Annotated in this window: 23 protein-coding genes; 11 read left to right on the top strand and 12 right to left on the bottom strand. The window is 70.9% G+C overall.

The window, feature by feature from the left end:
- Positions 1-20: 20 nt before the first annotated feature.
- The 4 genes from IW245_RS02265 to IW245_RS02280 form a co-directional block, all read right to left on the bottom strand.
- Positions 21-794 carry a C39 family peptidase gene (locus IW245_RS02265; RefSeq protein WP_197001530.1) on the bottom strand — a complete coding sequence of 258 codons (774 nt, stop codon included), beginning with the start codon at positions 792-794 and terminating at the stop codon, positions 21-23.
- Between the two features lie 81 nt (positions 795-875).
- Positions 876-1,169, bottom strand: a complete 294-nt coding sequence (locus tag IW245_RS02270) for a helix-turn-helix domain-containing protein (protein ID WP_197001531.1) — start codon at positions 1,167-1,169, stop codon at positions 876-878.
- 28 nt (positions 1,170-1,197) lie between these two features.
- Positions 1,198-1,470, bottom strand: a complete 273-nt coding sequence (locus IW245_RS02275) for a hypothetical protein (protein ID WP_197001532.1) — start codon at positions 1,468-1,470, stop codon at positions 1,198-1,200.
- Positions 1,471-1,478: 8 nt separating this feature from the next.
- A complete protein-coding gene (locus IW245_RS02280) occupies positions 1,479-1,622 on the bottom strand; it encodes a hypothetical protein (RefSeq protein ID WP_197001533.1) in 144 nt (47 codons plus the stop codon).
- A 200-nt stretch (positions 1,623-1,822) separates the two neighbouring features.
- Between IW245_RS02280 and IW245_RS02285 the strand changes: the two genes are divergently transcribed.
- From IW245_RS02285 to IW245_RS40205, 3 genes are all read left to right on the top strand, one after another.
- Positions 1,823-2,797: a helix-turn-helix transcriptional regulator gene (locus tag IW245_RS02285; protein WP_197001534.1), complete on the top strand. Its 975-nt coding sequence runs from the start codon at positions 1,823-1,825 to the stop codon at positions 2,795-2,797.
- A 353-nt stretch (positions 2,798-3,150) separates the two neighbouring features.
- Positions 3,151-4,053 carry a universal stress protein gene (locus IW245_RS02290; RefSeq protein WP_197001535.1) on the top strand — a complete coding sequence of 301 codons (903 nt, stop codon included), beginning with the start codon at positions 3,151-3,153 and terminating at the stop codon, positions 4,051-4,053.
- A 260-nt stretch (positions 4,054-4,313) separates the two neighbouring features.
- Complete coding sequence (locus IW245_RS40205; RefSeq protein ID WP_197001536.1) at positions 4,314-4,718, top strand: DUF1003 domain-containing protein; 405 nt, start codon at positions 4,314-4,316, stop codon at positions 4,716-4,718.
- 168 nt (positions 4,719-4,886) lie between these two features.
- Here the strand turns inward: IW245_RS40205 and IW245_RS02300 are convergent, their stop codons facing one another.
- Positions 4,887-5,312: a hypothetical protein gene (locus IW245_RS02300; protein ID WP_197001537.1), complete on the bottom strand. Its 426-nt coding sequence runs from the start codon at positions 5,310-5,312 to the stop codon at positions 4,887-4,889.
- Between the two features lie 1,037 nt (positions 5,313-6,349).
- On the opposite strand from IW245_RS02300, the gene IW245_RS02305 reads away from it, so the two are divergent.
- A complete protein-coding gene (locus IW245_RS02305; RefSeq protein WP_197001538.1) occupies positions 6,350-8,059 on the top strand; it encodes a sensor histidine kinase in 1,710 nt (569 codons plus the stop codon).
- 4 nt (positions 8,060-8,063) lie between these two features.
- On the opposite strand, the gene IW245_RS02310 is transcribed toward IW245_RS02305, so the two are convergent.
- The 4 genes from IW245_RS02310 to IW245_RS02325 form a co-directional block, all read right to left on the bottom strand.
- The gene (locus IW245_RS02310) at positions 8,064-8,705 is read right to left on the bottom strand and encodes a response regulator (RefSeq protein WP_197001539.1); all 642 of its coding nucleotides are present in this window, start codon (positions 8,703-8,705) and stop codon (positions 8,064-8,066) included.
- 68 nt (positions 8,706-8,773) lie between these two features.
- Entirely contained in the window at positions 8,774-9,991 is a 1,218-nt protein-coding gene (locus tag IW245_RS02315; RefSeq protein WP_197001540.1) for an NRAMP family divalent metal transporter, read from the bottom strand.
- Positions 9,988-10,617 (bottom strand): hypothetical protein, encoded by a 630-nt coding sequence (locus tag IW245_RS02320; RefSeq protein ID WP_197001541.1) that lies wholly within the window; start codon positions 10,615-10,617, stop codon positions 9,988-9,990. The genes IW245_RS02315 and IW245_RS02320 overlap by 4 nt, the downstream gene beginning before the upstream one ends.
- A 2-nt stretch (positions 10,618-10,619) precedes the next feature.
- Complete coding sequence (locus tag IW245_RS02325; protein WP_197001542.1) at positions 10,620-11,165, bottom strand: DoxX family membrane protein; 546 nt, start codon at positions 11,163-11,165, stop codon at positions 10,620-10,622.
- Positions 11,166-11,346: 181 nt separating this feature from the next.
- Between IW245_RS02325 and IW245_RS02330 the strand changes: the two genes are divergently transcribed.
- From IW245_RS02330 to IW245_RS02345, 4 genes are all read left to right on the top strand, one after another.
- Entirely contained in the window at positions 11,347-12,240 is an 894-nt protein-coding gene (locus IW245_RS02330; protein WP_197001543.1) for a universal stress protein, read from the top strand.
- Between the two features lie 12 nt (positions 12,241-12,252).
- Positions 12,253-13,254, top strand: coding sequence for an Acg family FMN-binding oxidoreductase (locus IW245_RS02335; RefSeq protein WP_231398625.1), 1,002 nt, complete (start codon positions 12,253-12,255; stop codon positions 13,252-13,254).
- Positions 13,251-14,210, top strand: a complete 960-nt coding sequence (locus IW245_RS02340) for an Acg family FMN-binding oxidoreductase (protein ID WP_197001544.1) — start codon at positions 13,251-13,253, stop codon at positions 14,208-14,210. The genes IW245_RS02335 and IW245_RS02340 overlap by 4 nt, the downstream gene beginning before the upstream one ends.
- A 330-nt stretch (positions 14,211-14,540) precedes the next feature.
- On the top strand, positions 14,541-15,527 hold the full coding sequence (locus IW245_RS02345; RefSeq protein ID WP_197001545.1) for a LysR family transcriptional regulator: 987 nt from the start codon (positions 14,541-14,543) through the stop codon (positions 15,525-15,527).
- 146 nt (positions 15,528-15,673) lie between these two features.
- Here the strand turns inward: IW245_RS02345 and IW245_RS02350 are convergent, their stop codons facing one another.
- Positions 15,674-16,339, bottom strand: a complete 666-nt coding sequence (locus tag IW245_RS02350; protein WP_197001546.1) for a hypothetical protein — start codon at positions 16,337-16,339, stop codon at positions 15,674-15,676.
- 216 nt (positions 16,340-16,555) lie between these two features.
- Here IW245_RS02350 and IW245_RS02355 point away from each other — a divergent pair, with 216 nt between their 5' ends.
- Positions 16,556-18,115, top strand: coding sequence for a M4 family metallopeptidase (locus IW245_RS02355; protein ID WP_197001547.1), 1,560 nt, complete (start codon positions 16,556-16,558; stop codon positions 18,113-18,115).
- 75 nt (positions 18,116-18,190) lie between these two features.
- On the opposite strand, the gene IW245_RS02360 is transcribed toward IW245_RS02355, so the two are convergent.
- Both IW245_RS02360 and IW245_RS02365 read right to left on the bottom strand, forming a co-directional pair.
- Complete coding sequence (locus IW245_RS02360) at positions 18,191-18,853, bottom strand: response regulator transcription factor (RefSeq protein WP_197001548.1); 663 nt, start codon at positions 18,851-18,853, stop codon at positions 18,191-18,193.
- On the bottom strand, positions 18,850-20,037 hold the full coding sequence (locus IW245_RS02365) for a sensor histidine kinase (RefSeq protein WP_197001549.1): 1,188 nt from the start codon (positions 20,035-20,037) through the stop codon (positions 18,850-18,852). The genes IW245_RS02360 and IW245_RS02365 overlap by 4 nt, the downstream gene beginning before the upstream one ends.
- Before the next feature lie 142 nt (positions 20,038-20,179).
- On the opposite strand from IW245_RS02365, the gene IW245_RS02370 reads away from it, so the two are divergent.
- Together IW245_RS02370 and IW245_RS02375 are read left to right on the top strand one after the other, a co-directional pair.
- Positions 20,180-21,118, top strand: coding sequence for an ABC transporter ATP-binding protein (locus tag IW245_RS02370; protein WP_197001550.1), 939 nt, complete (start codon positions 20,180-20,182; stop codon positions 21,116-21,118).
- Positions 21,115-21,900, top strand: coding sequence for an ABC transporter permease (locus tag IW245_RS02375; RefSeq protein WP_197001551.1), 786 nt, complete (start codon positions 21,115-21,117; stop codon positions 21,898-21,900). The genes IW245_RS02370 and IW245_RS02375 overlap by 4 nt, the downstream gene beginning before the upstream one ends.
- Positions 21,901-22,050 lie beyond the last annotated feature (150 nt).

The following is a 22,050-nucleotide window of genomic DNA, read 5'->3' on the forward strand; positions in this document are numbered from 1 at the left end:
CCGTCATCGCAAGGAGCCACCTACCAGTAGTACGGACGTCCACTGATGATCCTCACCATGGTGTCCGAGCTGATGGTCGAGTACTTCGGAACGCTCCAGCCGTAGTCGGTGAAAGAGTCGGCGTAGTGCGTCGTGGCACCGTAGTCGAGGTAGCCGTCAATGGCGATGAAGTGGAACACATTGCTGTTCGACGGGTGCCCGACGAGGTGCGGTCCACCGGCGACCTCGTAGGCCACGGCGACGAGTCCGTACCCGGCGTTGATGTCACTCTGCAGCCGCGACTGGTAACTCGCGACATAGTTCGAGTAGGGCGAGCTGACCTGAACCTCGTCGTACTTGAATCCGCCGGAGTAGGCGTTGAGCGCCGGCCCCATTTCGCCGCCATTGGTGCCGCTGCCGCCCGGAGCGCCGGTGTGCAGGACGCCGGCCGCCCAACCCTGGTCCTTGTAGATGCCATGCTCGGCGAGCGTCTCCACCAGGGACGCCGGGCCGCAGTAGTTGTTGTACCACTGCCGCTGCTGGCTTTCGGTGAGCAGGTGGTAGCCCGGACCGCCGATCGTCGAGGCGTGGATGTGGGAGTTCATCCAGGCCTGCTTCTCGGGCGACACCGCGTCGGGGGCGGTGACGACCTTGTGGGCCTCGTAGCCGTCGGTGCCGGGCCGGTCGGCCGAGGCCTTGGCCTGGGCCAATGCCCGGTCGCCGAGGGCGGTGGGGCCGGCGGCGCTGGCCGGACCCGAGGCCATCAGCCCCGCTACCGCCGCTGCCGCCGTGATGGCGAGAATTCGCTTGTACACGATGACTCCTTTTGAATTGGGGGGCGGGTTTTCCGCCCCCCAGAACAATCGCAGTATTCGTGTGTGGCGAATAGACGGACCTTAGGGCGTAGAACAATGGTGCGTACCGCACTGGCAGTGCAGAACACTGAATGCGACTATTCCCACCTGCAGTCTCGACTCGACTCCCAGGCGGATCATCACCGCGGAGACGTGCTGTTTCACCGTGCGGTCGGCGAGCCCGATCTCGCGGGCGATGTGGGCGTTACTCAGGCCGCGGCCGATGCAGTCGAAGATGACGGCCTGTTGCCGGGTCAGCGAGTCGGCCCTGGCGCGCGCGTGCGCGAGCCAGACCGGATCGTGGTGGACGGGACGGAACTCGGCGAGCGTCTGCATGTTCGTTGCCTCTCTCGCGCCAAAGGGATCAGCCGGCCAGCAGCCAACGCGACAGCTCCGGGCTGTGTTCGAGAGCGCGGGCGCACAGGGCCCGCGCGGTGTCGAGGCCGGCGGACCGGCTCTCGGCGAGCACGAAGACGGCCACGTCGATGTGGCCGGGGTCGATCCGGACCCGGAAGTGCTCGATACGGTCCTCCGGCCGGCACCGCGCCCAGAGCTGCTCGGTCACGGCGGTCGGGTCGGGCTGGGCGTCCGTGGGGCCGGCCAGAGCCAACGTGATCAGGTGCAAGGCGGTGTCCATGGTGGGGTTCAGCCCTTCTGGTTCGGGTCGGTGACGCCCCAGCCGAAGCCGTCGGCGACGAGGGTTCCGTGCGTGCCGGTCGGTGCGGTGGCGACCGCGACGGTCCCGACGAGGAGGATGAGGGCTACGAACAGGAGCAGGATTTTGATCATGGACAGTCTCCACCCGTGAACGAGGTACCTGGCTTTCCGGAACGCTTCCGGTGCCTCCGAGTCTGCGCCGGGTCCGGGCGCACCGGCAGGGCCGCGGGCTGTCCCCAAAGGGCCTGGTCCCAAAGGGGACACGGGCCGTCAGGCGGCGTAAGGCAAACGTAAGGCGGGTGGTCCACAATGCGGTCTGGGGGTGGCTGATCATGTTGGAGATACTGGGGCTCTCTGACCCGACGGCGCGGGTGTACCAGGCCATGCTGTCGCACCCAGGCCGCGGAGTGGCGGTCCTCGCCGAGGTCGCCGAGCTGACCGAGGCCCAGGTCCGCGCGGCACTCAACGAACTCGCCGACCTGGAACTCCTGCGACCGCAGCTCGACGGCACCCAGCGCCCGGTCAGCCCGGAGATCGGTCTGACAGCCCTGCTGGCAGCGGCCGAGAGCGAGGTGGCCGACAAGCAGCGCCAGATCGAGGCCACCCGGGCGGCGATCGCCGCGATCGCCACCGAGCACGAGGCGCACCGCGCCCAGAGTTCCGACAGCGCGATCCGGCTAGAAGGGCTGGTCGCCGTCCGGGCCAGGCTGGAGGAACTGTCCGTCCTCGCCCGGGAGGAGTGCCTGTCGCTCAATCCCGGCGGCGCGCACCGTCCCGACGCCCGGAGCGCCTCGGCGCCCCTCAACCAACAGGCCCTCGAACGCGGGGTCCGGATCCAGACGGTCTGCCGGGACAGCTTCCGCAACGACCTCGCCACCCTGGCCTACGCGCGCTGGCTGACCAACCTGGGCGGCCAGATGCGCACCGTACCCACGGTGCCGATGCCCCTGATCATCATCGACCGCCGGATCGCGGTGCTCCCCATCGACCCCGTGGACCCGACGATCGGCGCCCTGGAGGTGACCAGCCCCGGGATCCTGGCGGCCTCATGCGCCCTGTTCGACCATCTGTGGAGCACCGGCACGCCCTTCGCGACCGCGGTCACCACCGACGAACAGGGCCTGACTCCACAGGAACGCACCCTGCTGGAACTCGCCGACGCCGGCCACACCGACGAGAGCGCCGCCCGCAAGCTGGGGGTGTCGGCGCGGACGGTCAAGCGGGCGATGGCCGAACTGATGGAGCGGCTGCGCGCCACCAGCCGGTTCCAGGCCGGGGCCAACGCCGCCCGGCGGGGCTGGATCTGACGCACAGGAGCCGCACTCCGTTTCCACCGTCCGTTGGACCCGCAGGCCCGGGCCTTGTGGCCCTGTCGGCGTGGTCGTATCCGGTTCTAGCGTCGGAAGGGGAAGCCGACGAAGGAGGCCGCCATGCGCGTACGTGACGTGATGACCCGACCTGTGCGCACCGTGCGGATGCGGCACCGCCTCGACGAGTACGGCGACGGCACCCGACGGCGACCGTCACCGACGGGGCGGTCACGGTCGACGGCACGTTCCTCGACGACGCCAAACGGCACGTGGTGGACATCCTCGCCCGGACCGTCCCTGGCATCCGGCGCGCGACCACCGCCACTTCCCACTAGCTTCGGAGACCAGTCATGACGGACACCTCCCGGCGCGTCGTCGCCGGTATCGACGGCTCGCCCGACAGCTTCGCCGCGCTCGACCTCGCGGCCGAGGAGGCCCGGGCGCGCGGCGTGCCCCTGCACCTCGTGTGCGCGTACGTGTCTCCGCTGCTCTACATCCCCTACTCGCCGCCGGTGATCCCCGGCGCCGACGAACCGGCCCGGAAGATGGTCCACGACACGGCCGAACGGATCCGCCTGGAAAATCCCGGGCTGACGGTCGTGGAGAACGTCGTGCAGGGCGGCGGAGCGGCCATCCTGGTCGACGAGTCCCACACCGCCGACCTCGTCGTGGTGGGCTGCCGGGGGAGGGGCGGCTTCACGGGCCTGCTCGCCGGTTCGGTGAGCGCCCAGCTCGCCGCGCACGCCTCCTGCCCGGTGATCGTGGTCCGACCCGCGCATCCGGCGGTACGTCCGGAGGGCGGGCACGTCGTCGTCGGGGTGGACGCCAGTCCGGAGTGCGGCCCAGCCGTGGAGTTCGCCTTCATCGAGGCTGCGCGGCGCCGGGTCCCGCTCACCGCCGCCCACGTGTGGTCACACCTGCCGGTCACCGCGATGACGGCCGACGCGCCGATCTCCTACAGCTACGCCCAGGCGCACGAGGACGCCGAGCGTGTGATCGCTGAGTCGGTGGCCGGCTGGGCCGAGAAGTACCCGGACGTGGAGGTGCTCGCCTCGCCGATCCTGGCTGAGGACGCGGGAGCGGAACTCGTCGCGGTGTCCGAACACGCCGGCCTCCTCGTGGTCGGGTCGCGCGGGCGCGGCGAGCTGGCCGGGATGGTCCTGGGGTCTGTCGGCTACACCCTGGTACATCACGCGCTCTGCCCGGTCGCCATTGTGCGGCGCCGACCGGCGAGAAACCAGACCAGGGGTTGACACCCCCACTCCGCGACCGTGGTGCGCATCGCCGGAGCGCTGGCCACCGCCCAGGCGTCGTGGCGGGGTAACGTCAGCCGGACGTCCTACCGCGGCGGTGACCGGTGACAGAAGGCAGCGGATAGACCCGCTGTTCCTGTCGCTTGCGGGCCGCGGATGCTCGACTCCGTAACGGGCGAGAACGCCGAACACCCTGAGGCACGGTCGCCGGTTCGGGCATATTCGGTGGTGACCGTGTCCGATCCGCGAAAGGCGCATCCGTGGCCAAGTTCGACCCCTCCGCCCAGCACCATCCGAGTGTCGTCGCGCACTGGGAGAACCGCGGTGCCAGCCTGCAACTGCGGGTCGCCGACGCGATCACCGCGTTCGCCGGCTCGATGACCTTCGTGTACATCCACGCTGCTGCCTTCGCCATCTGGATGATCTTCGGAGAATCCAGCCCGTGGCCCACGCTGACGCTTATCGTCTCCCTGGAGGCGATCTTCCTGTCCACGTTCGTCATGATCGGCCAGAACCGCCAGGCCCATTTCCAGCAGGTGAAGGCCGACCACGACTTCGTCGCCCAGGAACTCGAACTCCAGACCAACACCGAACTCACCCGGCAGATCCACGTCCTGACGGCCGAACTGCACCGCCGGCTGTTGGCCGATCCGCAGCAGGGGTGAGCATCGTTTCCGATCGACACGTGATCATGAGTCCGCTGCCCCGCGGGTTGCTGACCGGAGGTTCATGGCTCAGGTCAGTGGCGAACCCCGTCGTGTCTGAGCTGTTCCCGACGGCACGGCGGCCCGGCCACGCGGTGACGCGTGGCCGGACCGCCGTGCCGAAGGGCATCAGCCGTTGAGGTACTCCACGCCTTCGATGATCTCGTACATGATGTCGGGGCAGTTCGAACCCTCGGTCATTGTCACGGTCTTGGACGGGTTGCCGGTGTAGTTGACGGTCACCTGGTAGGTGAACCGGTCGCAGCACGGGTTGGCCGGCGCGTAGGAGGCGTTTAGTGCCAGGTACTCCGGGCTGGATGCCCGGGCCAGGATCGGTGCGCTGTTCGGGGTGGACCTGTCCACGCTGTAGGTCTCGTTCACCCCGGCGATGCCCCCGGTCTGCACGACGCTGATCCGGTACGCGCGGTGGTTCGACGGCCGGCTGGAGGACGCCGAGGCCGGTCCTGCGGCGACCGCGGTGGCGGTGACGCCGACGAGCAGCAGGGCGGTCAGTGCGGTGATCCGGTGTGCGATCGAGGACTTCGTGGTGGGCATGGTGTTCCTTCCGTCGGGCGGCGCCTGTGGATCGTTGTCCGTTTGGCCTTCTTGTCTAGCTGCGGACGTTTATGTCGACATTCAGTAGACCGGTTCGGCACCCTGGCACTCAGGGCCAGACAGCCCGTCCACACGGGACCATCGACCTGTGGCGACCCGGGCCGTACGGCAGAATCACCCGGCTGCGCCGATGGGACGTGCAGGCACATTCAGGCAGGCGGGGGGGGAGTCATGGGGGCGCGACGAACCCGAAGTGCCGAACGGCCCCGCCGGACCGGGTCGTGGCCTGGGACCGTTGTGCGGACGGCCTATGGTGTCCACGACGCCCTTACCCCTCATCCGATGGACGAGGGGTAAGGATGGCCGCGCCGCGCCGCGGTCGCCGAGTGCGGTCTGGATGGTGACGCGGAGGGCGTGTGTGAGTGCCCGCCGGCGGGATCGGGACGGGCCTCCCGCCGGGATCTCCCATCGTCACGATGGTGGGTGTCGGGGTCAGACGACCTCCGTGTCCCTTCTCCTCAGCGGTGGCCGCCCGGGTTCTCCGTCGGCGGGCACAACTCCAGAGTCACCGTCGGCCGCCCTCGGGGACAGGGCCGAAAGACCCCGTTGCCTCGGGCGGAGCGGACCCTCGTCGACAGGTCACTGGGCACTGCCCGTGCAGGTGTCCGGGGTGCAGGCTGGAGGCGGAAACGAGACGAACGGAGTACCCGCCATGAACTCGACGCACGGTCTTCGGCCTTCGTGGCGGCGCAGCCCGGCTCCGGCCGGGTCCCCGACGCCTCGATCCGTCCGCTGGTGGCGGCACCCGCTGACGCCCGCCGCACGAGAACCCGATCTCCAGACCCGGGAACTCGTGCCGGTGCCGGTGCGCAGGAGCTGAACACCACGGAGGGTTGGGGTGGGTGCGGTTGAGGGGCCGCGCCCACCCGGGTCCCCGGCGCCCGGCTCGCCGAATCGGGCATTCGAGACACGCCTCGGCGCGGATCCGTCCCGTTGGGTGTGCCGGTCGCGACGCTCCAGCGGCCTAGGATAAGGACATGGCCGACAAGCGCGCTGACAACTCTGGGCCCGCTTCCTCCGCGCTCGGCCTGCCTCCGCTGTCTCAGACCGGTCTCGACGACCTGCTCCAGGAGCTGTTGTCGCGGGTCGGGGACGTGATGGCGAGCCGGGAACGGCTGCGTTCGCTGCTGGACGCGGTGGTCGGGATCGGCACTGACCTGGAGCTGCGTGCCACCCTCGAACGCATCACCCTGGCGGCCTGTGAACTGACCGACGCCGAGTACGGGGCGCTGGGCGTGATCGGCCCTGACCGCACGCTGGTCGAGTTCATCACGCACGGCATGAACCCGGCCGTGCACGCCCGGATCGGGGACCTGCCGTCCGGGCACGGCGTGCTGGGCCTGCTGATCGAGGACCCGCGCCCGATCCGGCTACCGGACATCACCCAGCACCCCCGGGCCTACGGCTTCCCGGCCGAGCACCCGCCGATGCACACGTTCCTGGGCGTGCCGATCCGCATCCGCGACCAGGTGTACGGCAACCTGTACCTGTCGGAGAAGCGCGGCGGCGGCCTGTTCACCGACGACGACGAGGAGATCATGATCGCCCTCGCCGTGGCGGCCGGCGCGGCGATCGACAACGCTCGGCTCTACGCGCAGTCCCGCCGCCGGCAACGCTGGCTGGAGGCCACCACCGAGACCAGCGCCGTGATCCTCGGCGACGTCGACCGCACCGACGCGCTGCGGATCGTCGCCTCCCGGGCCCGGGAGGTCGCCGAGGCGCACCTGGCCATGGTGCTGCTCTATGACGAGCGGGCGGACACGTTGACCGTCGAGGTCGCCGACGGCGGCCCGGGTGCGGCGTTGGAGGGCTTCGCGTTACCGACGGTGGGGGGCGAACTGGCCACGGTGATCGCGGAACGTCACCTCGCGGTGGTGGAGGATCTCGGCAGGACCGCCACCTGGCCCGCGGACCTGTCCACCGGCACCGCCCTGTTGGTGCCCCTGATCGCCGACGGCACGATGCTCGGCATCCTGGCCGTCGCCTACCGGCAGGGCGGGGTCGCGTTCGCCGAGGGGCCCGACGTCGCGCTGATCGAGACGTTCGCCGGGCAGGCAGCCCTGGCCCTGGTCCGGGCCAGGGCGCGCGACGAACGGGCGTTGCTGGCCATGATCGGCGACCGGGAGCGCATCGCCCGTGACCTGCACGACGTGGTGATCCAGCGGCTGTTCGCGGCCGGAATGCACCTGCAGGGCGCGGCCCGGATCACCGCGAAACAGGACGTCGCCGACCGGATCAACGCGGTCGTCGACGACCTGGACGGCACGATCCGCGATATCCGCGGCGCCATCTTCGAACTGCGCTCCCCAGCGACGTCCGAGTTGCGCGTCGAGGTGCGCGACCTGGTCGACGAGTCGGCGCGCACTCTGGGATTCCGTCCCACGCTGGTGCTGGACGGGCCCGTGGACAGCGCGGTGCCCGACGAGGTGCGCCCCGATCTGCTGGCGGTCCTGCGGGAGACCCTGTCCAACGTGGCCCGACACGCCGGGGCCAGCCGGGTCGAGGTCGGGGTGCGGGTCACGACGGGCCGGCTGACGGTGACCGTGGCCGACGACGGGTGCGGCGGGGCGACGCCGCGCGGCGGATTGCGCAACCTGGCCGAGCGGGCCGATACCCGGGGCGGCGGGTTCGAGGTGGACGGCGTCGAGCCGTCCGGCACCCGGGTGACCTGGTGGGCCCCGATCTAGGACGTCAGCTCTTCTCCGTTCCGAGGAGTTTGCTGGCCAGGACAGCGGCCTGGGTGCGGCGTTCCAGGCCGAGCTTCGCCAGTACCGACGAGACGTAGTTCTTCACGGTCTTCTCGGCCAGGAACATGCTCGTCGCGATCTCGCGGTTGGTCTTGCCCTCGGCCATGTGGACCAGTACCTTGCGTTCCTGTTCGGTGAGGTCGGCCAGGGCGTCGGGAGCCTGGGTGCCGCGCCGGATGCGGTCGAGGACCCTGGCTGTCACCGCGGGGTCGAGGAGGGACTGGCCGGCGGCGACCCTGCGGACGGCGTCGACGAGGTCGGTGCCCCGGATCTGTTTGAGCAGGTAGCCTGCCGCTCCGGCCATGATGGCGGCGAACAGGGCCTCGTCGTCCTCGTAGGAGGTGAGGATCAGGGCCTGGACGCTCGGGTCCACCGACCGGACGGTGCGGCACACCTCGATGCCGCTGCCGTCGGGCAGCCGGGCGTCGAGAACGGCGACCTGGGGCTTGAGGGCAGGAATGCGGCTGGCGGCCTCGACGGCCGAGCCGGACTCCCCGACGATCTCGATGTCGCCGGAGTCCTCGAGCAGGTCGCGCAGGCCGCGGCGGACCACCTCGTGGTCGTCGAGGAGGAAAACTCTGATCATGTGTCCGTTGTACAGGACGAGCGCGGCCGGGGACCGTGCCGAAGGTCCCGAACCGGACAGGCCACAGGTCACAGGAACGAGAAGAACAGCAGGGCGAGCACGCAGAACGACAGCGCGACGATCATGGCGAACTGGGCGGTGGCCATCCGCCGCCCGGTGGCGAAGGGGCCCATCAGGTCCCGGTCGCGGCCCAGCCGGTACAGGTAGATCAGCAGGGGCGGGAGGGCCACGGCGTTGAGGATCTGGGTACCGACCAGGATCGGCACCAGCGGCGCGCCGGGGATCAGCACGAGTGCGGCGCCGAGGACGGTGACGGTGAGGGTGGTGCCGTAGAACAGCGGGTCGGCGCGCGGGGTGTCGTTGAGGGCTGCGGGGCGGCCGAAGACGTCGGTGACGGAGTAGCCGGTGGACAGGGGCAGGATCGCGGCGGCGAGCATGGCCGAGCCGATCAGGCCGATGGCGAAAACGGTGCCGGCCAGGTCCCCGGCCAGGGGGCGCAGGGCGGCGGCCGCGTCGGCGGCGTCGGTGATGGTGTGGCCCTGCTTGTGCAGGGTCGCGGCGCAGGCGACGACGACGAACAGCCCGATGACGCCGGTGAGGACGGAGCCGGTGACCAGGTCGTAGCGGGAGGCGCGCAGGTCGTGCGGTGTGAGGTGTTTGTCGAGGACGTAGGACTGCACGAAGCTCAGCCCCCACGGGGCGAGGGTGGTGCCGATGGTGGCCACGGTGATGTACACGGCGTCGCGGGTGAGGGGCATGGTGGGGACGACGAGACCGGTGGCGGCGGCTCCCCAGTCCGGGCCGGCCAGGAACCCGGCGACGATGTAGGAGACGAACACGGCGCTCAGGGCCAGCAGGACCCGTTCGACGATCCGGAAGCTGCCACGGCGCACCAGCACGATGATGATCAGGGCCGTGAGGGGCACGGCGATCTGCCGGCGCACGCCGAACAGTTCCCAGCCGGCGGCGATGCCGGCGAACTCGGCGACCGTGGTGCCCACGTTGGCGACCACGAGCGCGGCGAGGGCGCCGACCCCGGCGCGGACGCCGTACTGCTGGCGGATCAGGCCGGCCATGCCCTGGCCGGTGACGACCCCGAGCCGGGCGGCCAGGTTGTGGAACATGATCAGGGCAACGGTGGAGGCAAGGAGTACCCAGAGCAGGCGGTAGCCGTGGTCTGCGCCGAGTACCGAATAGGTGGTGATGCCGGCGGGGTCGTCGTCGGACAGCCCGGCGAGCAGGCCGGGACCGGCCACGGCAAACACCGCCCAGAGGCGTTTTCTCACAGCAGCAGGTTCCGCAGGCGGGTGAGGGCTGCGGCGCGGCTCGGGTGCAGGTGGCCCAGGACGGCTTCGGCGTGTGCCGGTGGCAGGTGGTCGAGCACCATGGCGGCGTGGTGGGTGGCCAGCCCCGATGTCAGGGTGGCCAGCTGGGGCGCGGTGAGCTGGTGCAGGGCTGCCGGGTTGGCGGCCAGGTGGTGGGCGAGCCCGGCCCCGGTCGCGGGGTGCAGGTCCGGCCATTCGATGACGGTCGTGGGCAGGTGGTCGGCGACCCGCCGCAGTCCGAGCCGCCGCCACACCGAGGCCGCGCCCACCTCGACCCCCACGAGAAGCAGGTCCCCGTCCTCCTCGAAGAGGACGTCGCCGACCCGGACGAGCCGGTTGCCGGCGATGTCGAAGACCTGCCCGTCGAGCAGGTCGCGGACCAGCCGGAGCTCGCCGGGCACCGGCTCGGGGGCGGGGGAGCGCAGGTCGGGCCAGCGGACCCAGTCCGACACCCGGGTCCGGTGGCCCAGTCCGGCGGCCCGGACCGCCAGCTGGTCGGCCCCGAGGGGCGCGACCAGATCGGTGATCCGGGACCGGGTGGCGGGAACCGGACGTCCGAGCAGTTCGCTGAGTCGGACGATGCCCATTATCAGCGCAGCCAGGGCAGCCGGTGGACCAGCGGCAGCTTCGCCCACCAGGTTCCCAGCCCGAGGGTGTTCCCGGCGCTGGTGAGGGCAAGGGCGACGAGCAGGCCGGCGTAGATGAGGTGGTCGTCCATGAACGGATTCGTGGCCGGAGGCAGGACTGCGGTCCACATCATGACCAGGAGCGCTGACCCGCTGATCGCGGCGATCCGCATCCCGATCCCGAGCATCAGCGCGACGCCGACCCCGGCGAGGGCGGCCATGAACATGGTGTCCGCCCAGGCGGTACCGGCGATGGAGTGGTAGAAGTCGGCGAACGGGCCCTTCGCGGAGTTCTTCAGGAACCCCAGCGTCGGGTGCCCGCCGTTGACCCAGGCGCCCTTCGACGGGGTGGCGTAGCCCAGTCCGAACAGCTTGTCGACGAACGCCCACAGGAACACCCAGCCCAGGGCCAGGCGGAGTCCGGCGAACACCCAGCGGGTCGCGGCGGCCCGGCCGACCGTCGCCGTGGCGGGCAGCGTATGGGCGTTGCGGTGCGTGATGGTGGTCATCGTCAGGTCCTCTCACGGTGTAGTGACCCCCACAGACTCCGCCTGTCCTGGTGCCCCGGGCAGTGCCGGGCGTCCCGACAATGACGGTCCCAGTGCCCTACGTGACCAGGCCCTTCGGCACTGTCGGGCGGCCGGCGACAGCGCGAAGGTGGAGGCAAGGCACACACCCACGGAGGTCGCCATGTCCACCCAACCCGTCGTCACCGATCACGTCGTCGTCGGCGTGGACGGCTCCGACCTGGCTCTGGCCGCCGTGGACTGGGCGGCCGACGCCGCCACCCTGCGCGGCCGGCCGCTGCGGATCGTGCACGCCTCGATCTGGCCCCAGATGCGGTTCCCCGACACCCCGGTCCTGGCCTCGCGGATCCTCCAGGGGCTCCGGGTCCAGGGCGAGGAGTACGTCGCCACCGCGACCACCCGTGCCCAGGCCCGCCAGCCGGGTCTGGCGGTCGAGTCGGAGGTCATCGAGGGCGCGCCCGCGCCGGTGCTGATCCGGGAGAGCCGGACGGCGGACATGATCGTCCTCGGGCACCGGGGCCTGGGCGGCTTCACCGGCCTACTCGTCGGGTCCGTGGGTGTGCAGCTCGCCGCGCACGCCGGCTGTCCGGTCATCGTTGTTCGCCCGCACACCCTGCCGCCGGGTCCCGCCGCCGGCACCGTCGTCGTCGGCGTCGACGGCTCCGAGGAGTCCGACGCCGCCATCGAGTTCGCGTTCACCGAGGCCTCGCTCAACGAAGTGGGCCTGACCGCCGTGCACGCCTGGCGCTGGCCGCAGTCCACCGAGCCCGGGGACATGCTGCCCCTGGTCTACGACGCCGACGTCCTCGCCGCCGAGGAACTGCGGATGTTCGCCGAGTCGCTGGCCGGCTGGCAGGAACGCTTCCCCGACGTCAAGGTCCACCACGACCAGGTGCGGACCCGGGCCGGCAAGGCCCTCATCGAGGCATCACCCGGCGCGCACCTGCTCGTCGTCGGCTCCCGCGGCAGGGGCGGCTTCACCGGCTTGCTGCTGGGCTCCGTCAGCCAGGCCGCGCTGCACCACGCGGACTGCCCCGTCGCGGTCGTCCGGTCATAAGGAGAGAACACCATGTCCGTGTACTTCACCGACACCGACCCGGCGATGCGCGCCCGCGCGAGCTCCGGCCCGCTCGGCCAGGCCGCCATGGCCGCGCTGCGCGCCCCGTCCGTGTTCAACACCCAGCCCTGGCGTTGGGACCTGCACGACGGGGTCGCCGACCTGCGCGCGGACGTCGGCCGTCGGCTGCCGGTGCTCGACCCCGACAGTCGGCTGCTCGTGGTCAGCTGCGGGACAGCACTCAACCACGCCGTAGTCAGCCTGACCGCCGCCGGCCACGCCGTGAGCGTGCACCGGCTGCCCGACCCCGACGACCCGACCCTCCTGGCCCGGCTGGTCCTCGCCGGTCGGCGTCCACCGGAGCCGATGGACCTGCGTCTCATGCAGGCCACCGCGGTCCGGCGCACCGACCGCCGGCCCTTCAGCGACATCCCGGTGCCCGAGGAGTCGGTGGAGGCGCTGCGCGTCGCGGCGGAACGGTACGGCGCGCACCTGCAATTCCTTCGCGAGGACCAGGTCGTCGAGCTGACCGTCGCGGCGTCGCACGCCGCCGACGCGGAGGTCACAGATCCCCGGTACCGGGCCGAGCTGTCCGCCTGGACCCACCGCCCGCCCGGCAGCGCCGACGGCGTCCCCGCCACCGGTGCGGTGGGGACGGTCCCGCGCCGGGTGCCGGTGCGCGACTTCGCCCTGGAGGGCGGCGCGGCGCTGGCCCCTGGCGGGGACTCCGACGCGGGCACCCGTTACGCGATCCTGTTCACCGACGCAGACACCCCGACGGACTGGTTGGTGGCGGGCGAGGCCATGTCAGCGGTCCTGCTCACCGCCGTGTACTGCGGGCTGGCGTCGTCGCCGATGAGTGACGTCACCGAGGTACCCGCGGTGCGCCAGGCTCTGCGGCAGCTGCTGTCGGGGCTCGGCTGGCCCGTGCTGGCGCTGCGGTTCGGGATCGCCCACCGACCCGGTGCCGTGCCGCACACCCCCCGCCGGGGTCCTGAGGAGGAGCCGTCATGAGTGTCCTGACAGAGGAGGTCTTCACCGAGGCGGTCACCGCAGCGACCTTGGCGCCGTCGATGCACAACACCCAGCCGTGGCCGTTCCGCCGCGAGGGCGACGCGATCGAGGTGTATGCCGACACCGACCGTGCCCTGCCCGTGGCAGACCCGCACCACAGGGCCGTCCGGATCGCCTGCGGGGCGGCGCTACTCAACCTGCGCCTCGCCCTGGCGGTCCGCGGCCACCAGGCGACGGTGCGCCTGCTGCCGATCGCCGGCCACTCGGACATGGTCGCGCGCCTCACCCCGGCCGAGCCGCGCCCGGCGACCCCGCTGGAGATCGAACTGCACGGCGCGATCCCGCACCGGCACAGCAACCGCGACCCGTTCCTGGACAGCCCCGTCCCCGTCGAACACCGCCACAGCCTCGCCCGGGCCGCGGAGGCCGAACGGTGCTGGCTCCAGTTCACCGACGACCCGGCCGTCCTGGCACGGATCGCGACGATCGTGCGCGCCGCCAACCGGAGGATCACCGACAACCCCGCCTACCGCGAAGAGCTCGCCGCCTGGACCAGCCACGACGACGCCCGCCGCGACGGCGTGCCCGTTGCGGCGGGCGGCCCGGCACCGCAGGCACACGAACTCCTGCCCCGCCGCGACTATGGCGGCCCGGAACGCACCGGCGTCCGCGACTACGAACCCGAGCCGCTGCTCGCGATCCTCGGCGCGCACGGCGACCTGCCCAGCGACCAGCTCCGCGCCGGCCAGGCACTGCAACGCGTCCTGCTCACCGCCACCGAACTCGGCCTGTCCGCGCAGATGATGTCCCAACCCGTCGACGACCCCGAGGCCCGCGACGAACTGTGGCAGGAACTCCCATGGAACGGCAGCCCCCAGATGCTGCTCCGCCTCGGCTACGGCCTGCCAGCCGTCACCAGCCCCCGTCGCCCGGCCAGCGACGTCATCCTGTCCTGAAGCGGGCGGCCGTCCGCACCCCTCGGGGTCCGACATGGGCCGAAGGACCCGGGCCGAGCCGGGACGCACGCCTCTGACCCGGCCCCGGCCGATCCGCGAGCCTCAACACATCGGCGATCCACACTCGGAGGAAACAAGGAGCCACACCGACGCGCCAGCCGTCCTCGTCGGGGTCGACGGTTCGCAGATCAGCGACGACGCCTCGACCTCGTCTGCTGAGCCCGCCCGCCCCGGACATAGATGACAACCGGTGTCGCTGCACCAACCGTGTGGGCCGCTCGGGCGACGTTCGGGAGTGGTCTGCCGGGCTGTGGGGTAACGTCTCGCCGTATGCGGCTGGGCTTTCACCACCTCGAGGTCCTGGTCACCGTCGCCGACGCCGGCAGCATCCGCAAGGCGGCCCAGGTGCTCCAGGTCGCCCAGCCGGCCGTGACGACGCAGTTGCACCGGATCGAGACGACGCTCGGGGTGCGGTTGTTCGACCGCAATCGCGACGGGGTCACCCCGACAGAACTCGGCCGGTACGCCGTCACCCGGGCCCGGGAGCTCCTGGCCGGTATCGAGGAGCTGGCGACCACGTTGAGCAGCCTGGCCAGGGAGGAACTGCCGAACCTGGCCCTGCGGGTGGGCGGGGTCGCGGGCCCGTTCGTTCTGGATCTGGTCAACGTGCTGCACGAGCTGATCCCGGGTCGCGAGACCGCCACGGTGATGGAACCGATGGTCGGCACCCTGTTGGACCAGGTCGCCTCCGGGGACCTCGACCTGGTGGTCGTGCACGAGTTCCCCGGCTTCGAGGTGCGCGCGCCCGAACACGTCGACCTGGTCACGATCATCGCCGCCGAGCCGGTGTTCGCCATGGTCGCCGACAGCCATCCGGCCGCGGTCAAGCCGGCCATCGGCCTCGCGGACCTGGCCGGCGACGACTGGGTGATGATGACGCCCGACGATACGGGCCTGTACGCGCGGCTGCGGATCATCTGCGAGGCCGCCGGGTTCACGCCGCGCTTCCGGCACGCGGCCAACGACTCCTCGGCGGCCGTGGCCATCGTCGCCGACGCCCAGGCGGTCAGCGGCATGTACGCCACCGGCCGCCAACTGCCCGGCATCATGGTGCGGCCCCTCGCCGGGACCCCGCACACCCGGCGGATCATGCTCGCCTGGCGGCAGGACTCCGAGATCGCCGATCTCGGCGGCGACATCGTCCAGCGGCTCATGGAACGCTACTTCCAGCTCGCCGACGACCGGCCGCACTATGCTGCGTGGCTGGCCGAGCACGGCCGCGAGGCGATTCTCAAACCGCCTCCGGGGCCACGCTGACGGTGACGACCGGCGTCGGTGGCCGGCCGTGGCGGTGCGACCATGATCCGGGCCGGGGATGCCATGGTCGCGGTGACCGTGGCACCCCTGAGCCATGCGTCCGAGGGTCCAGCGCTGTCCTCGACGGAGACCGTCGTGGCCTGTTCCTAGGTGACGAAGAAGGTGGGCTTCCAGGTGCCGGTGTGGCCCTGGGTGTCGGTGATGGTGAGGATCGGGTGGTAGGTGCCGGCCCTGGTCAGCGTGCCGCTGAGGTAGCCCAGGAACGGGGTGGCGGTGATCGGGTGGTAGGTCAGGCTGGGCGGCAGGCCCTTCCAGGCGTACGTGTAGGTGCCCGTGCCGCCGGAGAAGTCGATGTCCATCTCCTGGCAGACGTCACCGACGCCGAAGTCGAACGGGTCCGGTGGCGAGGAGATGCGCACCGGCTGGTCGGTCAGGGCGGTGACGGTGAACCCGACGGTCGCCGTGGCCCCGGCGCTGTCGGTGACGGTCACGTCGACGTGGTGGACGCCGGCCGAGGTGATGTAGCCCTTGAAGCCGGTGCCGCTCTTGGTCAGTCCCGCCGGTAGCCCCGTGTAGGCGACCTGGTAGGGCTTCTGACCGCCCCGGATCGCCGGTGCGCCGTACTGCCAGGTGTCGATGGCGTCCAGGACATCGGACGGCTTCGTCACCGACAGTGCGACAGCCTGGGCGTCGGTCGTGGTGTCCGCGGCTGTCAGGGTCGTGGCGTGGGCGGCGGGAGTGAATCCGACGACGGCCAGCGCCGCGCTCGCTACGGTGAGGCCGAGCCGGATCATCCTTCGTGGTGTTCGCACAGTTCCTCCTGAGGGCTGGAAGCTTCTCCAGGAGGAGGATGGCGGGGCGGCATCGAACCACGCCAATACCAAAGGGTGATAACACAAGGTAGGGCGCTGCCGCGCCGACGCCACGCGAACGCGAATGTTATCGGCGATTGACAGCTGCCGTGATGGACAGTGCCGGATCCACACTCGACAGTGTTTCTGGTTTCCCGCCCCTTGAAGGAGTGTCTTGTGAGACCCACTCGTCTTGCCCCGGTCGTCGCCGGTGCTGCGCTCGCCCTGGTGTTCACCGGCCCGGCCACGGCCTCGGCGCCGGCCGAGTCGTCCGCCCGTGGTGCCGAGGCTCTCGTGGTCACCGACTCGGTCACGGACCCCGACGGCAGTCGGCACGTGCACTACGACCGCACGTACGCCGGCCTGCCGGTGCTCGGCGGCGATCTGATCGTGCACTACGCCCCGGACGGCACCGTCCGCGGCACCGACCGGCTCGGCCCAGTGGAGGTCCGGCTGTCGTCCGTCACCCCGACGGTCGCCGCTCGTGACGCCGCCGGCCTCGCGGCCCCGGGTCTCGTCGCGGGCACCGCGACGCCCCGGCTCGTCGTCTGGGCGACCGGCGACGCCCAGGCCCTGGCATGGGAGACCACGATCTCCGGCGTGGACTCCGACGGCACGCCCAGCGAGGCGCACGTCATCTCCGACGCTCGCTCCGGCGGCCAGCTCGACCGGTGGGAAGCGGTGACCACATTCGCACCCCGCGGCACCACCGCCACCGGCTCGGATGCCGCGCGGTCGGCGACCATCGGGGACGCGGGCACCGGTACCGGGTACTACGACGGCCCGGTCGCGCTCACCACCACCAAGAGTGGCGCTTCCTACCAGTTGAAGGACCCGTCGCGGGGCAACCAGTCGACGGTCGACATGAACAACGCCACCACCGGCGCCGGCACCCTGTTCACCGACCCGGACAACAAGTGGGGCGACGGCACGGTGGCCAACCGGCAGTCCACCGGCGTGGACGTCCAGTACGGCGCGGCCATGACCTGGGACTTCTACAAGACCACCTACGGCCGCAACGGGATCAAGGACAACGGCAAGGGCGCGATGTCCAAGGCCCACTACGGCAGGAACTACGTCAACGCGTTCTGGAACGACGGCTGCTTCTGCATGACGTACGGCGACGGCGCCCAGAACAAGCATCCGCTCACCGCGCTCGACGTGGCCGGCCACGAGATGAGCCACGGGGTCACGTCGGCGACAGCGAAGCTGCGCTACAGCGGTGAGTCGGGCGGGCTCAACGAGGCGAACAGCGACATCTTCGGCACCATGGTCGAGTTCTACGCCAAGAACTCCAAGGACGTCGGCGACTACCTGATCGGCGAGAAGGTCGACATCTTCGGCACCGGCAAGCCGTTGCGCTACATGGACGACCCGAAGAAGGACGGGCAGTCGCTGTCGTGCTGGAAGGTCGGCGCCGGCAACTCCGACGTGCACTACTCCTCCGGTATCGGCAACCACTTCTTCTACCTGCTGTCCGAGGGCAGCGGCGCCAAGACGATCAACGGCGTGTCCTACAACTCGCCCACCTGCGACGGCTCGAAGGTCACCGGGATCGGCCGCGACGCCGCCGCGAAGATCTGGTACACGGCACTGACGAAGTACATGACCGCCACCACCACGTACAAGGACGCGCGTGCCGCCACCCTCAAGGCGGCCACCGACCTGTACGGGGCGACCAGCGCCCAGTACAAGGCCGTCGACGCCAGCTGGAAGGGCGTCGCCGTCACCGCGTGACACCGCTTCATCCGGCTGGCCGGGGAGGAGATTCCCTGGCCGGCCGGCCCATGAGCGCTCACGCGGACGCGGCTGCTACGCCCGGATGAGTCCGCTCTGGTACGCGATCACGACCAGCTGGGCGCGGTCGCGGGCCCCGAGTTTGGTCATGGCGCGGTTGACGTGGGTCTTGGCGGTCAGCGGCGAGAGGTGCAGGCGTTCGGCGATCTCGTCGTTGGACAGGCCGGTGGCGACGAGGAGCAGGATCTCGCGTTCGCGGTCGGTGAGGGCGTGCAACTGCGGGGGGACCGCCGCCTGTGTGGGTTCCGGCTGGGCGAGGAACCGGGTGATCAGGCTCCGGGTTGCCTTCGGCGACAGGAGGGCGTCGCCGCGGGCGACCACGCGGATCGCGTCGAGGAGTTCGGCGGGTTCCACGCCCTTGCTGAGGAAGCCGCTGGCACCGGCCCGCAGCGCGCGCAGGACGTACTCGTCGATCTCGAAGGTGGTGAGAATGAGGACGCGGACCCCGGCGAGATCGTCGTCCGCGGTGATCGCGGTGGTGGCCTCCAGCCCGTCGAGGTCGGGCATGCGGATGTCCATGAGCACCACGTCCGCACGGGCACTGCGGGCCAGCGCGACGGCTTCCCGTCCGGTGGCGGCCTCGCCGACGATCTCCAGGTCCGGTGCGGAGTCGATGAGGACCCGGAATCCGGCCCGGATCAGGGCCTGGTCATCGGCGATGAGTACCCGGATCGTCATGCGTCGTCTCCTGGCAGTGGGAGCCGGGCCCGCAGCACGAACTCTCCGTTCACCGCGTGGTCCGCGCGCAGGGTGCCGTTGACCGTGAGGGCGCGCTCGCGCATGCCGACCAGGCCGTGTCCGGTGCCGTTGTGCCCGGGCGTCGGGCGGGCGGGCACGAAGTTGTGGACCTCGACGACCAGCGCGGCGGTCGTGTACTCCACGGACAGCCGCGCGCCCCGACCGTCCCCGTGTTTGTGGGCGTTGGTCAGCGCCTCCTGGATGATGCGGTAGGCGGCCAGGTCCACTGTCGGGGGTAGCGGTCGGGCCTGACCAGCCTGCTGGTAGGAGACGCGCAGGCCCGCGGTGGCCAGCGTGCCGAGGAGGTCGGCGAGCCGGCCGAGGCCGGGGGCCGGTTCGGTGGGGGCGTCGGGGTCGCCGGGCTGGCGCAGTACCCCGAGCAGGGTGCTGAGTTCTTCCAGGACGCTGCGGGCGGCCTGGCGGATGTGGCCCAGCGCCTCCTCGGCCTGTCGCGGCTCCGCGCGCAGGACGTGCGCGGCGACACCGGCCTGCACGCTGATCATGGCGATGTTGTGCGCGACCACGTCGTGCAGCTCGCGGGCGATGCGGAGCCGCTCGTCCGTGACCTGGCGGCTGGCCTCCTGTTCGCGGTTCTCCTCTGCGCGCCGGGCGCGCTCCTCGACGGCGGCGAGATAGGCGCGGCGGGTGCGGGTGGCGTCCCCTACGGCGGTGGCCATCCCGGTCCACGCGAGGATCGCCACATTCTCCGGATCCAGCCAGCCGTGCCCAGCCCAGCGCACGCTGGCCGCGTACAGCAGCAGCCCGGCCGCGCCGCCGGCGAGCCACGCGGTGAACCGGGAGGTCACCGACGCGACGGTGTACACGGCGATCACGACGGCGGCCTGCAGGATGTTGCGTGCGCCGTCGAGCGCCGTGAAGGTCACCGCCGCGACGGTCGTCAGTGCCAGCACGGCCAGCGGCCAGCGGCGGCGGCAGACCAGCAGTCCGCATGCGAGGGCGATCGTGACGTACGTGGCCGGGGTACGCGGATTGCGGTCCGAACCGGCGGTGACGGCCAGCAGGGCGGTGCCGGCGAAGATCGTGGCGACGACGGCGTCGAACACGCGCGGGTGTCCGGCGACCGTGCGCCAGGGGCGCCACAGCAGATCGGCGGATCCACCCATACCTGTCACGCTACGCGATCCTTGAATAACCATGCGTCGTCTGGTTGTGGTAGTCCTCCCTGCTCGCCTTCCACGGCCGTGGTATGCGGGGAGACCACGCCTGGACGACGACAGGGACCAGGCGAAAGGCCAGGCTGGAGGCATGATCGAAGTCAACGAACTGACCAAGCGGTACGGAAACAAGACGGCCGTCGACAGCCTGACGTTCTCGGTGAAACCGGGCATCGTCACCGGCTTTCTCGGCCCCAACGGTGCCGGCAAGTCGACCACGATGCGGATGATCCTCGGCCTGGACCGGCCCACCTCAGGCACGGTCACGGTCGACGGCCGCCCGTACGCCGAGCACGTCGCCCCGCTGCACGAGGTCGGCGCGCTCCTGGAGGCCAGATCAGTTCATACCGGACGTTCGGCCTATTACCACCTCGCCGCGATGGCCGCGACCTGTGGCCTGCCCCGCGCCCGGGTCGAGGAGGTCATCGACCTCGTCGGGCTGCACGAGGTCGCCCGCAAACGGGCCGGCGGCTTCTCCCTCGGCATGGGCCAGCGCCTGGGCATCGCCTCGGCCCTGTTGGCCGACCCGAAGATGCTGATCCTGGACGAGCCCGTCAACGGCCTGGACCCCGAGGGCATCCTGTGGATCCGCAACCTGTTGCAGAACCTGGCGGCCCAGGGCCGCACCGTCTTCGTCTCCTCGCACCTGATGAGCGAGATGGCACTGACCGCCGAGCACCTCATCGTCATCGGCAAGGGGAAGCTGATCGCCGACCTGCCCATGGCCGAGTTCATCCGGCGGGCGTCCAACAACTCCGTGCTGGTGCGCTCCCCGCAGGTGGAGAGACTGCACGACCTGCTGACTGGCCCGGACGTCACCGTGACGGGCCTGGAGCGCGGGCTGTTCGAGGTCACGGGGCTGACCGTCGAGCAGATCGGTGACCGGGCCGCCGCGAGTGGAATCACCCTGCACGAGCTGACGGTGCGGGAGCCGTCGCTCGAGGAGGCGTTCATGGAACTCACCCGCGACGCCGTCGAGTACCACGCCACCGCGGGCCGCGCGCTCGCCGCCGCCGGGAGGGCAGCATGATGGCCACCACCACGATGCACCTACGCGTCACCCAGACCCGGGTGATCCGCTCGGAATGGATCAAGTTCTGGTCCCTGCGGTCCACGATCGTCACCATCGCCGCAGCCCTGGCCGTCGTGGTCGGCATCGGCCTGCTGGCCGCGCAGATCACCAGCACCGGCGCGGCCGGCGACACCCCGGCGGACCCGACTGACGTGAGCCTCGCCGGTGTCGGTATCGGCGTGCTCATCCTCGGCACGCTCGGGGTCCTGTTCACGGCCACCGAGTACTCCACCGGGATGATCCGGTCGACGCTGGCCGCCGTGCCGAAGCGGTTGCCGGTGCTGTGGGGCAAGGCAGCGGTGTTCGCCGCCGTCGTGTTCCCGCTGACGCTGGCCGCCGCGCTCATCGCGTTCCTCGGCGGACAGGCGCTCCTCGGCGACCATGGCGCGTCCCTGACCGACCCGGGCGTGGCGCGCGCCGTCCTCGGCTCAGCCGGATACCTCACCGGCGCGGGGCTGTTCGGGCTGGCGCTCGGCTCGCTCCTGCGCAGCACGGCCGCAGCGGTCAGCACGCTGTTCGGTGTGCTGTTCCTGCTGCCGGGCATCTCCTTCCTCCTGCTGCCCGACAGCTGGCAGAACAACGTCGGCCCCTACCTGCCGTCCTCCGCGGGCAGCGCGTTCACCGCGGTCCGACAGTCGGCCGACCTGCTCACTCCCTGGGCCGGACTCGCGGTGTTCGCCGGCTACCTCGTCGTCCTCGGCGGCGCGGCGGCCTGGCGGCTCCGGCGTCACGACGCCTGACCCAGTCATGCCCGGGACCACCGTTCCGGGCATGAGCGCGGAACCGAACGTGGCGCTGCCGGTCGTCGGTCCGAGGGCACCCGACGCCCCGGACAAGAGCGGGACGGTGTCCCTGGCGAAAATGAGGTGGACAGTCCGGATTCCGCCCGC

Source organism: Longispora fulva (genome assembly GCF_015751905.1).
Lineage (GTDB): Bacteria > Actinomycetota > Actinomycetes > Mycobacteriales > Micromonosporaceae > Longispora > Longispora fulva.

Bases quoted from the DNA above. Each gene is read 5' to 3' on its own strand.
- IW245_RS02270 (WP_197001531.1), bottom strand. From the start codon at position 1,169: ATGCAGACGCTCGCCGAGTTCCGTCCCGTCCACCACGATCCGGTCTGG.
- IW245_RS02275 (WP_197001532.1), bottom strand. From the start codon at position 1,470: ATGGACACCGCCTTGCACCTGATCACGTTGGCTCTGGCCGGCCCCACG.
- IW245_RS02280 (WP_197001533.1), bottom strand. From the start codon at position 1,622: ATGATCAAAATCCTGCTCCTGTTCGTAGCCCTCATCCTCCTCGTCGGG.
- IW245_RS02285 (WP_197001534.1), top strand. From the start codon at position 1,823: ATGTTGGAGATACTGGGGCTCTCTGACCCGACGGCGCGGGTGTACCAG.
- IW245_RS02290 (WP_197001535.1), top strand. From the start codon at position 3,151: ATGACGGACACCTCCCGGCGCGTCGTCGCCGGTATCGACGGCTCGCCC.
- IW245_RS02300 (WP_197001537.1), bottom strand. From the start codon at position 5,312: ATGCCCACCACGAAGTCCTCGATCGCACACCGGATCACCGCACTGACC.
- IW245_RS02305 (WP_197001538.1), top strand. From the start codon at position 6,350: ATGGCCGACAAGCGCGCTGACAACTCTGGGCCCGCTTCCTCCGCGCTC.
- IW245_RS02310 (WP_197001539.1), bottom strand. From the start codon at position 8,705: ATGATCAGAGTTTTCCTCCTCGACGACCACGAGGTGGTCCGCCGCGGC.
- IW245_RS02320 (WP_197001541.1), bottom strand. From the start codon at position 10,617: ATGGGCATCGTCCGACTCAGCGAACTGCTCGGACGTCCGGTTCCCGCC.
- IW245_RS02325 (WP_197001542.1), bottom strand. From the start codon at position 11,165: ATGACCACCATCACGCACCGCAACGCCCATACGCTGCCCGCCACGGCG.
- IW245_RS02330 (WP_197001543.1), top strand. From the start codon at position 11,347: ATGTCCACCCAACCCGTCGTCACCGATCACGTCGTCGTCGGCGTGGAC.
- IW245_RS02335 (WP_231398625.1), top strand. From the start codon at position 12,253: ATGTCCGTGTACTTCACCGACACCGACCCGGCGATGCGCGCCCGCGCG.
- IW245_RS02340 (WP_197001544.1), top strand. From the start codon at position 13,251: ATGAGTGTCCTGACAGAGGAGGTCTTCACCGAGGCGGTCACCGCAGCG.
- IW245_RS02345 (WP_197001545.1), top strand. From the start codon at position 14,541: ATGCGGCTGGGCTTTCACCACCTCGAGGTCCTGGTCACCGTCGCCGAC.
- IW245_RS02360 (WP_197001548.1), bottom strand. From the start codon at position 18,853: ATGACGATCCGGGTACTCATCGCCGATGACCAGGCCCTGATCCGGGCC.
- IW245_RS02365 (WP_197001549.1), bottom strand. From the start codon at position 20,037: ATGGGTGGATCCGCCGATCTGCTGTGGCGCCCCTGGCGCACGGTCGCC.
- IW245_RS02370 (WP_197001550.1), top strand. From the start codon at position 20,180: ATGATCGAAGTCAACGAACTGACCAAGCGGTACGGAAACAAGACGGCC.
- IW245_RS02375 (WP_197001551.1), top strand. From the start codon at position 21,115: ATGATGGCCACCACCACGATGCACCTACGCGTCACCCAGACCCGGGTG.